We start from the raw sequence: 14,882 nt of genomic DNA, 5'->3' as shown, positions 1-14,882 counted from the left end.
ATGAGTTGCATCGGTTAGGAAACCGCAGCACGACATACTGCCAGCTTAATCAACAGATAAGCCAACATTCCGCAGCAGTACCCTCTTACTCGTCATCACTCAGTATTACACTCGATATGTCCCGAACAAGTTCTCGGATATCCTTCATCGGCTCGATCCCTAGCTCTTCCTCCAACGCCTTTCGGCATTTGTTGTACCAGCGCAAAGCTTGATTGCGATTGTTCATTTGAAGATGACAAGCAATCAGGATTCGGTACGCCTCTTCCCAGCAGCGATCTTTCGCTACAATCGATTCCGCCCAGCGGATCGCCTTGTCGAAGGTATTCATAGCCGCATAGTGGCAAGACAATCTCTCTGCTCCACGCATGAACAACACTTGCAAGCGTTCCCGTTCCTCAATGCACCAATCCTCGTAACGGCGTTCAGGCATATAGTCGCCTTCATAGATAAGGAGCCCTTCTTCCAGCAGTTTTATTGCCTGCTCCACATCGCCAGCTTCAAGCCCTTGTTCGATCGCCATCTCGAAGCGATTGGCGTCGAGCACCCAGCCTGCAGTCGGATTCAATTGATAGGTGGTTCCCCGTCTAATGATGTAATAAGGGTTCGAACGAACACGACGATGCGGTTCCAAGGCCGTATTCAAGGCATTTAGCGCCACCTTGAAGTCTCGATTGGCCGCCTTCTCCTCTGATTGAGGAAACAGAGAATCCAGCAGTTCTTCCTTCGTCAACGAACGAGTCCGTCTAGTCACCAGAAGCTGGAACAGCTCTTTTGCCTTGCCACGCTGCCAGTCTTTGTCCGACAACTCGATATCGCCAAGCTGGACGACAAAATTCCCAAGCGTATGTATATACAAGGTATATCCAGGGTGGTACGTAAGCTGATCTAGTCCTAATTCCGTAAGCATCGTCGATGCGTAGGAACGGCAAATATCAAGTCGTACCGCTTCAATAAGCAGCGGAATGAGCTGCTGCGTGTCGCTCGGCCCGAACAATGTACGCCGCGTGATCAGGAACGAGTAGCCTTCCCGCTCCGTCCGCGCCAAAAAGCGCTCCATCGCAACCGCGAACTTGCTGTCCTGCTCTGTCCGATAGGCGCATAATGCGAGCCACATCTCAACAGCAGCGCTGCCGAATCCATCACCGCAAGCGAGGAAACGTTCACTACATTCACGGAATACATCCTCGGCTTCGGCATACCGATTCGCGTTGAACAGTGCAATGCCCATGCTCAGCCTAATTAGCGAGGTGAGCCAGCCATCATTCGCGAATTGCGTCTTCTCCCAAGCACTATGCCCGTATCGTAGAGCCGTATCCGTTGAACGAGCTCTGCCGAAGAGCAAGCAGAGTCCCATATATGGCTCAGCGCTGCCGCGCTTCACTTCCAGCCGTTCCATGATTGACAGCGCCGCCTGATAGCAATCAGCAGCTACCTTCGCATCATACTTCCCAGTCAGCTGCGCAGCATGGCCCATTCGCATCCATCCGCAAGCCTCTACGAAGGGCGCCTTGAGGCGAATGCCCTGCATCATTCCCGCTTCTGCCGCCTCCTTCGCCGCAACTGGCTCTCCGCACATACTGCTGATAAGCGAGAGCAGCAGATCAATCTCGCGGTGCGAGCGGGATAATGTCTTGGAATGGTAGCTAAGCCCGCGGAAGAGCGAACCCTGTTCCTGTTCCATCATCTGAGCATGCATTAGCTTCGACTTCGCCTTGTGCAGTCTGCCGGTGCGGAGGAACAACCGCGCTTCAAGCAGCCAGTCTCTTCCCTCTGCGTGAATATGAATAGCCCGATCGTACCAGAGCTGCGCTTCTGTTCCTCTGCCCGCATTAAGCATATTTTCAGCCATCAATGTATATAAGCGGCCAAGACGCTCACGCTCGCCCGTTCGAACCCTTCCACCTGATTCATAGCTTGAATGCCGCAAGTTAACGCTTTCAATTCGATCTACATGCATGATCCGGCCTCCATAGAGCGACTCTGCAATTGCAATCGCACGCTCCAGCAGAGGCTCTGCCTTGCCAGGTTGTATCGTATCCAGAAATAAGAGAGCTTGCCCTTCAAGGGCCATCATCTGAACAATGCGATTGCTGGCACTATCTGCTTCATATTCGGCTATGCGGTATTGGGCTGACGCCTCTTCATACTGGCAGCGATAACGCATAATATCCCCATGCAGCACATGCAAATATGGGTATCTTCGCTTCGTACGCTCTGGAATCTCCAGCAAGGAGGCATGGACGAATTCCAAATGACCGCCCTGTATCAACTCTTCGCCCCCATCCTGCAGCAGCAGTGCCGTCTCTTCGCCATCCTGCAGCACCATCGCCTGTGCCATCGCCAGATCATAGCGGCCGCGCGATGCGAAAATGTGAATGGCCTGCTTCGCCAAAGACACGTAACGATCATGCTGTCTTCTCAACTGATCGAGCAGGAATTCACGGAACAGGGCATGATAGCGGAACTGCTTGTCATCGACTGCTGACAAGAAGCCGCTGCCGCACAGCTCAAACAACAGGGCATGTGAACCGCTTCGTCCGCATACGGCATCACACCAGTCACCGGTAAGCTCGTCAAAGATACTCGTCTCCAACATGAAGGAGCGCATCGACAAAGATTGCTTCTGGAACAGCTCCAATGCCAGAAACTGAAACAACTCCTCCATCGTATCTCTTGGCGCCCGCAGAAGTTCTTCTAGCGAGCCATTGGAGGACAGCAGCCGCTGCCATATAAGCTGTACCGCAATAATCCAGCCTTCCGTCTGCTTATAGATACGCTCAAGCTGCTGCTTCGTAAGCGGGTACCCGTAATAATCGCTGTACAACACTTCAATTTCTTCTTCATTGAATGCAAGCTCTTCCTTGCCAATTTCCAGTACATGGCCTCGAATGCGCAGTGCAGCTAGACCATCCCACTGAGGCTTGGCGCGTGAGGAAATGACGATGCCCATCTTGTCGCAATCAGGCAAATAGGACACAACATACTGCATCCATTCGTCAATGCTTGTAGTCGGTTCGACGAGGTGGTAATCATCAATGATTAATATCGTCCGTTCTGAAAGCGATACCAACTCATTCAAAAATAAGTCTGCCAAGGCAATGATATCTTCACTGCTGTTCCGATTTCCACCGCTGTGCAGCTCAGCAAGCAGCGATTCCCCAAAATCGGGAACCGATTGCCGCAACGTATAAATGATATGGGATACAAATGGGATAAAGTCATTGTCTTGGGGAGATGCTCCGTACCATGCATACGTCATGTCCGAGGAGCGCAAATAGGCGGACAGCGCCGTCGTCTTGCCGAATCCCGGACCAGAGGTCAATATGGTGAGCGGGAAATCTGTAATGCGGGTTAGCACTTTAGCAAGACGAGGACGGTGGAGCAGCTGCTTCTTCAAAGGGGGCGGCATTAATTTCATTTTAAGCACGCGGCCTTCTTTCATGCAGAACCTCCGATTCCTCTATTTTCCAATGTTGTCCTGTATATTGTATCATAGTTATACCTGCCTCAAGCACTTTTACAAAAAAATGAGCGGCTGACCTCGGTCAACCGCTAAACCATACTTTCATTGCTTTTTTGTCCAGCTTGCCCACTACTGTCTTTGGAAGCTCTTCAGTGAGAATAAAACGCTTGGGCACTTTATACTTCCCGATCCTCGCTTGACAGTATTGCTTGAGCTCTTCTTCCGTCAAGGAGGAGATCTCTCCTGTACTGACAGCAGCAACGACAACTTCGCCCCACTTCGAATCTGCTATGCCAAGCACAGCCGCTTCCAACACCTTCGGATGACTCTCAAGAATATGCTCCACTTCAAGTGGATATACATTCTCTCCTCCGGTAATTATCATATCTTTCTTCCGGCCAACAATATAGTAATAGCCGTCCTCGTCCCTTCGAGCCAGATCCCCCGTCAACAACCATCCATCCTGCATCGTCTCTTCCGTCGCCTGCGGATTGTTCCAATAATGCGAGAACAAATGACCTCCCCGAAGCGCCAGCTCTCCGACTTGACCTGCTGCCAGCATGCGCCCGTCAGATCCAATAACCCTTGCCTCTCCGAGCAGCATCGGCACACCTACCGATCCGGGCTTCATTCTAGCCGCTTCCGGCTCGATTATGAAATTGTTTGGACCAGACTCTGTCGCGCCGTACCCTTCCTTGAAAGGCAAGCCTCTAACATGAAATGCTTCATATACGGATAATGGACACGGGGCACCTCCCGAGAGAAAGGTTCGCATATCCGGAAACATATCATTTCTAAATGAATCGCACTGCACGAGCAGATGATACATCGTCGGCACCATTAACACAATCGTACAACGTTCTTCCCGAAGGAGTCGGATCATGTCATCCGCTTGGAAATTGCGCACGAGCACGACCGTTCCCCCAGCCATAAGTACAGGGAATGTCAGTGCATTAATGCCTCCAGTATGGAACATAGGCAAGATCGTCGGCGTAACGTCCGATTCGTTCAACTGCCAGCTAATTACCGTGTTCGCCGCATTCCAGAATACAGAGCCATGCGACAGGACAACCCCCTTCGGTTTCCCTGTCGTTCCCCCGGTATAGATCATGAGCCATGGATCATCGAGGCAGATTGCTTCCTGTGCCAATATGTCACGAGGTTGTGCAAGCTCATCTGCCGTTGCCCCGGCTGCAATCTCAGCAGATGCATCCTCGATTGCATTGACTGTCGAACTCTCCGGCTGTTCACATTGGGTCTCCGCCTGTTCATGCAGCAGCGCAGACACATCCAATACTTCTACGCTTCTTTCTTGTAATGCTTCAGATAGAGCAGCAAGCGAAGGAACCGTTCGATCATAAAGCAGCACCTTCGGCGAACAGTCCCGTACAATTTCATGCAGCTCTGCTTCCGCGAGCCTCCAATTCATTGGGGCGGCAATCGCGCTCAACAGTCTGCAGGCAAGCAGTGCATCCAGCATCTCAGCCTGATTTAGCAGCAGTACAGCAACCCGATCCCCAGCGCTAACACCATGATGCTGCAGTACAAACGCCAACTTCCTTGCACGGCATGCAAGCTCTCGATACGTGTATCGATTCCCTGTATGAGCGTCTACGACCGCGACTTTATCCGGCGTCTTCTCGCAGCGATGCTCGAACCAGTATGCAGCACTGTCCACCGTTTCAAAGCTTCGCCATGAATGCTGTCGTTCCGAATCAGCCCCGCTCGACGATGACAGCGACACCATGACCGCCTCCTACACAGAGCGCAGCCGCGCCGTATTTCACCTTTCTCCGCTCCATCTCGTGAAGCAGTGTCACAAGCACTCTTGTCCCGCTGGCACCAATCGGATGTCCGAGCGCAATCGCGCCTCCGTTCACATTGACGATCTCTGTATCAATGCCCAGTTCCTCGGTAACAGCCAGCGCCTGTGCCGCAAAAGCTTCATTGATTTCGAACAGTTCAATATCCTGCATGCGCAGGCCTGCCCTGTCAGCAGCCTTCCGCAGCGCAGATACAGGTCCGAGTCCCATCCATTCCGGCTCCACGCCTACTGCTGCATAACCGCGCATCACCGCGAGTGGTGATAAATTACGCTTCACAGCTGCTTCCGAGCTGCACAAGACAACAGCAGCTGCCCCATCATTAATCCCGGACGAATTGCCCGCTGTAACCGTGCCATTGCTAAGGAAGGCAGGTTTCAGTTTGCTTAAATTGTCCATGGTCATGCCATGGCGAGGGTGCTCATCCGTATCCACCGTCCGGAATGCCCCCTTGCGTTCAGGTACTCGGATTGGAACGAGCTCAGCTTCGAATCTTCCTTCACGCATCGCTGATTCCGCACGTTGTTGGCTCTTTAGTGCAAATGCGTCCTGCATGTCACGTGTGATATGATAGCGTTCCGCTAATTTCTCTGCGGTAATGCCCATTGGCTGCTGTAGAAAGGCACAGGTCAGTCCATCATGCAGTACAGTATCCAACAGCTCCCCGTGACCGTACTTATATCCCTGTCTTGCCTGCTTGAGTATATAGGGAGATTGGGTCATATTCTCCATTCCGCCAGATACGACGATATCTGCATCACCCGTCCTGATGTTCTGTGTCCCCAGCATGACAGCCTGCAGCCCTGATCCACAGACTAGGTTGACCCCCGTCGCTGGTGCATGGATAGGGATGCCCGCCTGTAAAGCCGCTTGTCGTGCCCCATTTTGCCCAACTCCAGCTTGCAGCACCTGTCCCATCCATACTTGATCCACATGTTCTCCCATGATGCCAGCGCGGCTGCAGGCCTCTTGAATAGCAGCTGTGCCCAGTTCCACTGCAGTCACATCCCGATAATTGCCTTGAAATGAACCGATTGGCGTGCGTGCCGCACCCATTATCCACACTTCATTCATCTATTCCACCCCACGTTCAGGATTTATGGCTGCCGCTTGCAGATATGTCCTGCAATGTTCAGAGGCTAACCCCTTCCCCAAATGCCCGTTCACCCGCAAGCCTGTATATCCACCATTTCCAGTAAACGCGATGACAGTTGCAAATCAGTTGCATAACGGTACAGACATGAACGCACTCCATGACCTTGCTCTTCACAAGGGCTATTTCGAAATAGATGCAACCGAGAAGAAGTGAACCGATTGGACAACAAAAAAGCACTCGAACCGCGACGCGGTTCAAGTGCTCTCCGTAATTTGTATATCTTTATTGCATCCGTAACGCCGCACCTAGCAAGGCAAGCTATGCCTTGAACTTCGCAGACAACTGCTGCAAATCATCAGCAATGGTAGCCAAGTGGTTCGCGTACGAAGCCATTTCCTGCATAGCAGCATTTTGCTGTTCACCCGCTGCCGCCACATTTTCCATTTCAAGCAGCGTTGTATTCGTCATTTCACTCGCTTCATCGAACGAAGTGATCATCGTACCATTGGCACTAGTGAGTTGAGTGCTCATTTGTGCAATATGACTCAGTTGTACGTTCATTTCATCAACTGCCGCGAACATGTCGGCGAAGCTGCTCGTCACCGTCTTCGTCACCTGCTGACCTTCCTCTACCGAGGCCGAACCGTTCTGCATTGCTGTCCATACCGCTTCGGAACGTTCGTGAATGTGCTGAATCATGCCTGTAATTTGTCCAGCCGCTTCATTCGTCTGCTCTGCCAGCTTGCGAACCTCATCAGCTACAACCGCAAATCCACGTCCATGCTCGCCCGCATGTGCAGCTTCAATCGCTGCATTCAGTGCGAGCAGCTTCGTTTGTGCAGACAATTCTTGAATGAATACGACGATCCGGCGAATATGCTGGGACTGCTCAATCAACTGCTCCGTTTCCTTGGTCGCCAGCTCTGTATGTTCTGTAATTGCATTCATTTGCGAGCGTACACTGCTCAACGCCTGCTCTCCTCGTACTGCCCATTCACTCATATCATTAGCAGCCTCAGAGGACAGATTAACCAGTTCGGTAACTTCCTTCAACTGGCGGCCAGACTGATGCGCATCAGAGCGAACCGCTTTGAGACGATCATTAAGGAGCGATGATTGTGCAGACACCTCCTGGTAAGAGGCAGCAACCTGCTGCAGAGACGCTACATTCTCTTCTGTATTAGCGGAGAGCTCCTCAGCAGAAGCTGCAACCGTCTCAGACACTTCGCGAATGCGAAGCAGAACATCAGTCAAGGACTGTGCCATCGTGTTGGAGTTTTTCTCCAAGCGTCCAATCTCATCGCTGCGATCCGACTCCGGAATCCGTTCTGTGAAGTCACCTGCAGCAATCCGTTCCGTCAGCTGCTGCACGCGGAGAACAGGACGAATAATGCTCTTTACAAACCGCCATAAAAATAGTCCCATTAATGCGATAAGAACGACTAGGAAGATGGATGCGACAATAAAAATGTAGTTGGCTTGACTGTTGATTTCCGACAAGGCGATGACCGAGACGATGCTCAATCCCATTTTGTTGCGTTTGTCGTAACTGACGAACTCATTTCGTCCTGCCGCATTCGACTTATATGAGCCGTTGTCTTTCGCTGTGGCAAGCTCTCCGTACGTAGCTTCGTCCAGAACCGTCCCCTGCTTGTATACCGGATGCGTTACGACCTGATTATCCTTGTCAACCAGGCTGATATAACCGCTTTTCCCTACTTTGTATTTCTCTACAGCCTTGTTAATCCGATCGATTGCCACATCAATGGCAACAACTCCATTCTTCCCTGGGAGCTCTTTAGCGAACGTAACTACCAAATCATTCGTTATCGCATCGCGATACGGCTTCGTCACAATTACTTTCCCTGCACTTTTCTTTGCCTGCTGATACCAGTCCCGCTTCATCGCATCAATCGTCTCATCACTGTCATTAGAACTGTGTATGTATTGATTATCTACAAAGACATATGCCGCATATATATTCTCAATATCTTTGGCAATCTCCAGCATCCGATCATGGATCCAGTCCTTTTGTTGCGAATTCTTACTAATGCTGTCAGCCAGGCTGTTTACCGTATAGGCATTTGAATCATACATGTCATCCAGCATACCGACAATGGATTGGGTAGCCCCATTCACTTGATTGTAGACCATGTCTTTCGTATTGCTTGCTGCCGTACCTGTCAGGATAATGATAAGAATAATCGTAGGAACGACAATAAATAACGCAAGTAAGCATATTATTTTCTTTTGTAAGGATTGTTGTATTCCTGTAGTCCACTGAATAAACCTCTTCATGTTGACACCCCTTTGCTTGCCAAGTCTCGTTGCCAAAATACGTTTGGTATATCGGTATAAAACGGTAAAAGTTTATACATTGTTACAAAATCAACATATGGTAATTAACACCATATCATCCTTGTATCCTCCCGTATCGCTTCCTTTCCCTTGTGCACCCTGGTGTACGACAAAAAAAGCTCCATGAAGGAAGTGCATCGCTTGTGCTTCCTTCGTGGAGCTTGTCAATTTTTTTATTCTCACTACGCTATAAATAGCGCGTATGTGAATTAACCACGTTCTCCCTGCAATCGCATCAATGGACGCAGTACCTTCTGAACCGCACGCGGATAACCCGACAGCTCATCATATCGAATAACGCGGAAAGCAACCAGCCCAACAACGAACAGAGCTACTACCCCCACACCTACAACACCTGCCGTGAACATGAAGGCAAGCTTGGCCGGCAAGATGCCCACTAATTGCTCGCCCAACCATTCGCAGCCATATCCTACGCCACCCGACAGCACGATGGTCATCAGGAAGCCTATCCAGCGATTGCCTAGTACCGAGAACGGAACAACCTTCTTCATGACACGAAGATTGAGCCATGTAATAAGCAGGAAGCTTAATGCTGTTCCTCCAATAATGCCGTAAATACCAAAGAAGTGAACAAGCGAGAAGCTGGCAATAAGCTTAATAATAATACCTAATGTTACACTGATCATGGCAATATAAGGTTTGCCAAGTCCAATTAGAATCGAGCTTGACGTCATCATCGTAATTTGGAATATCGTACCGAGCGTCAACGCTGCAATAATGCCTGCACCGTCCAACGTACTGAACAAGAAACCGTTCACGGAATATGCTGCAACCGCTAGAGCCAATACGATCGGCATGCCACTCAATACGGAAATACGCATTGCCATTGTAGTCTGCCGCTTCAAGTGAACCATATCCCGCTTCGCAAAGGCGGCGGAAATGACCGGGATGAGCGACGTGCTTAACGCAATCGCCAGAATTGGCGGAATGCCAGCGATCGATTGTGCACGCTGACCAAGGATACCATACAGATGCTTCGCCTCATCTACCCCAACTTCCGGTGAGAGAAGTGGAATCGTGATGGACGTATCAATAAAGTTAACAGCCGGTACGGCAAGTGAAGACAATACAATCGGTACGGACATCGCGAAGATTGAACGGAAAATATCGCTGAGCGGTACTTTCTTCGCACCCCTGCGGCGTGCGCGTACTCCAGCTTCCCGATCTGCCTGACGGAGCTTACGCAAGTAATAGATCATAATAATGAATGCGCCGACACTCCCTAGCACACCGCCGAAGGAAGCACCCGCTGCGATCCACTCTTGGTTCTGCCGCGTGCTCATCAAGATATAGGCAAGTCCGATCGCCGTAAGAACACGTAAAACCTGCTCTACGATCTGCGATACACCGCTTGCCTGCATCATATTGCGCCCTTGCGTATACCCGCGCATCATGGCAATGACCGGGAACAACAGCAGCGCAGGTGCTAATGCACGAATAGCAAGTGCAGCCTCAGGCAGCTGAATCATATCCGCATACACACCTGCGAACGCGATGAGCAGCAAGGTTGTAATCACACCGGATATGAGTCCGAACAGCAGCGCAGCATAATAGACCCGCTCCGCTTCGCGCACCTTATTCAGCGCGTAGCGTTCGGATACCATCTTGCTTAATGTACTCGGAATACCTGCTGTCGCTATTGCAAGTATCATCAAATAGACTGTCTGTGAGGCAGCAAAAGAGGCATTACCCACAGAACCGAGCATATGCTCAAGCGGAACGCGCTGAAAGAGCCCTAAGACGCGAGCGACGAGGGTAGCCGCTGCAATAATGAGCGTTCCTTTAATAAATGATTCCTTTGCCAAACGTTTCCCTTCTTTCTGTATGCTAGCCCGTATCCTAATATCCCGTCCGAACATACTACATTCAATTCAATTCTATTCATCATGGCAAAAGCCACCGTATTTTCTCCAAAGAGCAGGAAGCCGCTCCATAAGACAGCCCTAGTCTATATCAGACCGTCAGACCGTCTTATGGACACCTTTTCTATTAAAACATTTACAACCAAAGGAAGAACAGGACAATCATCACGATTTGCAGCGCAAATTTTACGACAATGCTCGTAAATAGTCCGACAACCGCACCAATGGCCGATTTTGTCGATTTATCCATACTCGCTCCTGTCATAATTTCCCCGATAAACGCGCCTAAGAGAGGCCCAAGTATAAGACCGAACGCCGGAATGACGAACGGACCGATGATGACCCCTATTGTACTCCCGATGATCGAAGCCTTAGAGCCTCCGAATCGCTTGACGCCCCAGGCATTGACCACGTAATCGGCAATAAACAGCACAGCTACAATAATCGTCTGAATCGCCCAGAACCAGAACCCGAAGGGTTCAAAGCTAATGCATAATCCATACACAAAGAAAGCTGCATAGATTGCCAACGCACCTGGTAAAATCGGATAGATAGCCCCAGCCATACCGACAAGAAACAGGACTATCACACTAATCCAACCGAAAATAACCATCCGTTCCACCACCTTGCACGAGAATAAACGCTCGTGAACAATCGATTACAGCATATACTCCCTAATGACCTGGGCAACACCATGCTCGTTGTTCGTTCGTACGACGATGTCCGCAGCCTGCTTCACTTCGTCCTGCGCATTCCCCATAGCTACACCAAGCCCTGCCGCTTGAATCGCGGCCATATCATTCAAGCTGTCGCCTACAGCAACCACTTGCGACATCTCGCAGCCAATAAGCTCGCATACAGTTTGTATTCCCGTTGCCTTGTTGACTCCTCCAGGATTAATCTCAATATTATGTGGCGAGGAATTGGTCAATTCCAATCCGCCCATGGCGCGCAGTTCGCGCCACAGAATTTCGCGCACACGATCATCCTTCGTAAAGTAGCCGAACTTCAGCCATTCCTCAGCCTCGATATCGGCTCCCCAATTCTCTTTGTTGTACAATCGTTCCGTCGAATAAGCCCAGAACCACACATTATGCTCCTCGGACATCGCGTGCATGCGCTTCACTGCCTCGCGATCCAAGAGATGACGCAAGTGCAGCTCACGTGTATTCTTCCACACTTCACTCCCATTGACTGTTATCATTGGAGCATTCAATCCGAGTTCTTCCGCATAAGGAAGTGCATTGACGAACGCGCGGCCAGTGGAGAAGATGACCGTAATTCCCGCATCGCAAGCACTGCGGATGGCATCAGCATTTTCCTTGGAAATGCGCTGATCATCATTCAATACCGTTCCATCCATATCGAGAGCCAACAACTTATATTTACTCATCTCATCCGTCACTCCTGTCTCTGATGCGTTCCGCTTCAGACGAGTTGTGATTCGTTATTTGTCGAAGCTTGTAACACTCATTGTCAATCATTGTCGTGCACAAATTTGCATAACGCCATTGTATCATATGCAGGCATTTACAACAAAGAATTCCTTTCCTTTACAAAGAGGCCGCTTACGCAGCAGTTCCTATGTGGCAATAACAAAAAAACACCCCTCTCCCTAATCAGGAGCAAAGGGTGTTCCTAAGCTGCTTCTAAGCAGTCATCTCTGCAATCCGACGACGCTTCAACACGCGTGCCAGCATTCCATGAGCCGGGGACAACAAAAAGGCAAGTATGAACAATGCGCCCGCTACCGTGACCATCATTCCCGCTATTGACGCATCCAGTAAGGAGGACAAGTAGTAGCCAGCTATTGCACATCCAATTCCAATGGCCACACTGTACACAATCATGAGACTCAAGCGCTCCGTTAGCAAGTAGGCGGTAGAAGCTGGAACGATAAGCATGCCGACGACAAGGATAGCTCCTACACTTTCAAATGAAGCCACTGTCGTCATGGACACGAGCCCCATCAGCAAATAATGAAATAACGCAACAGGTATGCCGCAGGCGATAGCCATCGCCGGATCAAATGCACATATTTTGAACTGTTTATAGAAAAAACCGATAACGAGCAATATCACTAGCAGTGTAAAGCTGAGTATCCATACGGCCTTCGGCACCATGTCGATGCCGAACAAGGTCATTGTATTCCAATGGACATAGGCGATTTCACCAAACAGAACACAATCCAAATCCAGATCCACATTGCGTGCATTCAAGCTTACGAGCACAACGCCAACCGCGAATAACGCGGTAAATACCACTCCAATTGATGCATCCGATTGCACGCCGCTATTTTGAAACAGCTGAATGAGAAATACCGTTACTAAGCCTACCGCGGACGCACCCAGCAGCATGACGAACGAATCACGCGAGCCGCTTAGCATGAAGGCTATAACGATGCCGGGAAGCACGGAATGGCTGATGGCATCCCCGATCATGGACATTTTGCGAAGCACGAGGAAGCAGCCCAATATCCCGCAAGTTGCAGCTACTAGCGCACCGGTCAGTATAATCCATAGGTCTGTCACAACGAAGCCTCCTTTCGCAATCGAGGTTCCGTCTCCTCTAGACGAATCCGCTCCTCCACCCGAATCGATTGATGATTACGGATCCGACGAATCCATTTCGCAAGCACACCGCGACGCGGGGCAAAAACAACCGAGCAGCAGAAGACGAAGGTTGCAGCCAATACACTGAGCGGTCCAGTAGGCAAATTGCTTGTCGTCGTACTGACAAGTGTGCCAATAATGCCGCTTACTGCTCCAAACAGCCCGCTGAGCTGCACCATCAATCCGAGTCGATCGGTCCAATAGCGTGCAGATACGGCAGGAGTAATCAACAGTGCCGCAACAAGCACAACGCCGACTGCCTGAATGCCAACAACGACGGCAATTACAGTAAACAGCATAAGCAGCTGCTCCAGCACACCAACCGGAAACCCAAGTCCGCGCGCAAAGCCAGGATCGAAGCTGAGCAGCTTGAATTCCTTAAACAGCAGGCTGCATGCCACAATAATAAGCAGCGACACGCCAGCCATCGTATAGACATCACTCTGCATCATGGAAGCTGCTTGGCCGAACAGAAACTTGTCGAGTCCGCTTTGGTTACCGTAGCTGGAATGTTGAATTTGCGTCAGCAGCACAATGCCTACACCGAAGAACACCGATAGCATGATCCCCATTGCCGCATCTGCTTTGATGCGCGTATAGCGTGTCACGACTGAAATTCCCGCTGTTGCCAGCATACCTGACAAGAAGGCCCCTAGGAAAAATAAGGGCAGCGATTTAACCCCAGTGAGCATAAAAGCAATGCATATGCCTGGCAGCGCAGCATGCGCGAGCGTATCCCCCACCAGGCTCTGCTTCCGCAAATAAGCGAAGCTGCCTACAATGCCACTCATGAGACCGAGCAGCAAACAACCGACGAGAATCCATTGCGTATTCGGATCACGCAGCACGTCCCAAGATATTCCGAACATTGCACTCACCTCGTTCCTACCATGACGGCGCCCGCATTTTGATCCAACACGGTCAGTCTGCCGCCATAGGTTTGCTGCAACATGCTTGTGTTAAATATTTTTTCGGTTTCTCCACAGGCAACCAATTCTACATTCAGAAGCATTACCCAATCGAAGTATTCCTTCACTGTTGCCAAGTCGTGATGGACGACAAGCACGGTCTTCCCCTGACGCTTCAATTCATTTAATAATGTAATGATCGCCTTCTCCGTCATCGCATCTACACCAACGAACGGCTCATCCATAAAATAGATGTCCGCATTTTGGGCAAGCGCCCTTGCCAGGAATACACGCTGCTGTTGTCCGCCGGACAGCTGACTTATTTGCCGGTCTGCAAAATCCGCCATCCCCACCTTGGCCAAACAATCGAGCGCAACCTCCTTCTCCTTCGCGCCCGGTCGCTTGAACCATCCTAAGTGTCCGTAACGGCCCATCATTACAACATCAAGTGCGTTCGTGGGGAAATCCCAGTCGACAGATTCGCGCTGTGGGACGTAGCCTACCCGTTTGCGGCTTTCCGCGTAAGGCTTGCCGAATATATTCACCTCTCCGCTTACCCGAGGAATTAATCCAAGCACAGACTTAATAAGTGTAGATTTCCCTGCACCATTCGGGCCGATAATGCCGATTAAATTCCCCTCCGGTATCGTAAAGCTAACATTGCGAAGCACGGGCTTCTTCTGGTATGCAACAGTTAAGCCGCTCACACGAAGCGGCGTATTCCCCTTATCCATCATGC

At 50.4% G+C, this 14,882-nt stretch carries 10 protein-coding genes; all 10 read right to left on the bottom strand.

From position 1 onward, the window contains the following. Positions 1-85 precede the first annotated feature (85 nt). The gene (locus ABN764_RS22630; protein ID WP_174807900.1) at positions 86-3,442 is read right to left on the bottom strand and encodes an AfsR/SARP family transcriptional regulator; all 3,357 of its coding nucleotides are present in this window, start codon (positions 3,440-3,442) and stop codon (positions 86-88) included. A 103-nt stretch (positions 3,443-3,545) separates the two neighbouring features. Continuing rightward, the gene (locus ABN764_RS22625) at positions 3,546-5,210 is read right to left on the bottom strand and encodes an AMP-binding protein (RefSeq protein ID WP_446673186.1); all 1,665 of its coding nucleotides are present in this window, start codon (positions 5,208-5,210) and stop codon (positions 3,546-3,548) included. Further along, positions 5,179-6,360 carry an acetyl-CoA C-acetyltransferase gene (locus ABN764_RS22620; protein WP_446673185.1) on the bottom strand — a complete coding sequence of 394 codons (1,182 nt, stop codon included), beginning with the start codon at positions 6,358-6,360 and terminating at the stop codon, positions 5,179-5,181. Before ABN764_RS22620 ends, ABN764_RS22625 begins: the two co-directional genes overlap by 32 nt. 340 nt (positions 6,361-6,700) lie before the next feature. Beyond that, a complete protein-coding gene (locus ABN764_RS22615) occupies positions 6,701-8,680 on the bottom strand; it encodes a methyl-accepting chemotaxis protein (protein ID WP_446673184.1) in 1,980 nt (659 codons plus the stop codon). Between the two features lie 269 nt (positions 8,681-8,949). Further along, positions 8,950-10,620, bottom strand: coding sequence for a putative polysaccharide biosynthesis protein (locus tag ABN764_RS22610; protein WP_446673183.1), 1,671 nt, complete (start codon positions 10,618-10,620; stop codon positions 8,950-8,952). A 139-nt stretch (positions 10,621-10,759) separates the two neighbouring features. Next, positions 10,760-11,236 (bottom strand): DUF456 domain-containing protein, encoded by a 477-nt coding sequence (locus ABN764_RS22605; RefSeq protein ID WP_446673182.1) that lies wholly within the window; start codon positions 11,234-11,236, stop codon positions 10,760-10,762. Between the two features lie 45 nt (positions 11,237-11,281). Beyond that, a complete protein-coding gene (locus ABN764_RS22600; protein ID WP_446673181.1) occupies positions 11,282-12,016 on the bottom strand; it encodes a Cof-type HAD-IIB family hydrolase in 735 nt (244 codons plus the stop codon). Between the two features lie 256 nt (positions 12,017-12,272). After that, entirely contained in the window at positions 12,273-13,154 is an 882-nt protein-coding gene (locus tag ABN764_RS22595; RefSeq protein WP_446673180.1) for a metal ABC transporter permease, read from the bottom strand. Then, positions 13,151-14,104, bottom strand: coding sequence for a metal ABC transporter permease (locus ABN764_RS22590; RefSeq protein ID WP_446673179.1), 954 nt, complete (start codon positions 14,102-14,104; stop codon positions 13,151-13,153). Before ABN764_RS22590 ends, ABN764_RS22595 begins: the two co-directional genes overlap by 4 nt. A 5-nt stretch (positions 14,105-14,109) precedes the next feature. Continuing rightward, positions 14,110-14,880, bottom strand: coding sequence for a metal ABC transporter ATP-binding protein (locus ABN764_RS22585; protein ID WP_446673273.1), 771 nt, complete (start codon positions 14,878-14,880; stop codon positions 14,110-14,112). Between the last annotated feature and the right edge of the window lie 2 nt (positions 14,881-14,882).

The organism is Paenibacillus wuxiensis, assembly GCF_040195695.1.
GTDB classification, from domain to species: domain Bacteria; phylum Bacillota; class Bacilli; order Paenibacillales; family Paenibacillaceae; genus Paenibacillus_B; species Paenibacillus_B suaedae.
The sequence above is the reverse complement of the archived record's forward strand: the minus strand, read 5'-3'. Positions and strand labels throughout refer to the sequence as shown.

Excerpts from the sequence above, each read along its gene's own strand:
- ABN764_RS22605 (WP_446673182.1), bottom strand. The coding sequence starts at position 11,236 with ATGGTTATTTTCGGTTGGATTAGTGTGATAGTCCTGTTTCTTGTCGGT.
- ABN764_RS22590 (WP_446673179.1), bottom strand. The coding sequence starts at position 14,104 with ATGTTCGGAATATCTTGGGACGTGCTGCGTGATCCGAATACGCAATGG.
- ABN764_RS22630 (WP_174807900.1), bottom strand. The coding sequence starts at position 3,442 with ATGAAAGAAGGCCGCGTGCTTAAAATGAAATTAATGCCGCCCCCTTTG.
- ABN764_RS22610 (WP_446673183.1), bottom strand. The coding sequence starts at position 10,620 with ATGTTCGGACGGGATATTAGGATACGGGCTAGCATACAGAAAGAAGGG.
- ABN764_RS22625 (WP_446673186.1), bottom strand. The coding sequence starts at position 5,210 with ATGGTGTCGCTGTCATCGTCGAGCGGGGCTGATTCGGAACGACAGCAT.
- ABN764_RS22615 (WP_446673184.1), bottom strand. The coding sequence starts at position 8,680 with ATGAAGAGGTTTATTCAGTGGACTACAGGAATACAACAATCCTTACAA.
- ABN764_RS22585 (WP_446673273.1), bottom strand. The coding sequence starts at position 14,880 with ATGATGGATAAGGGGAATACGCCGCTTCGTGTGAGCGGCTTAACTGTT.
- ABN764_RS22600 (WP_446673181.1), bottom strand. The coding sequence starts at position 12,016 with ATGAGTAAATATAAGTTGTTGGCTCTCGATATGGATGGAACGGTATTG.
- ABN764_RS22620 (WP_446673185.1), bottom strand. The coding sequence starts at position 6,360 with ATGAATGAAGTGTGGATAATGGGTGCGGCACGCACGCCAATCGGTTCA.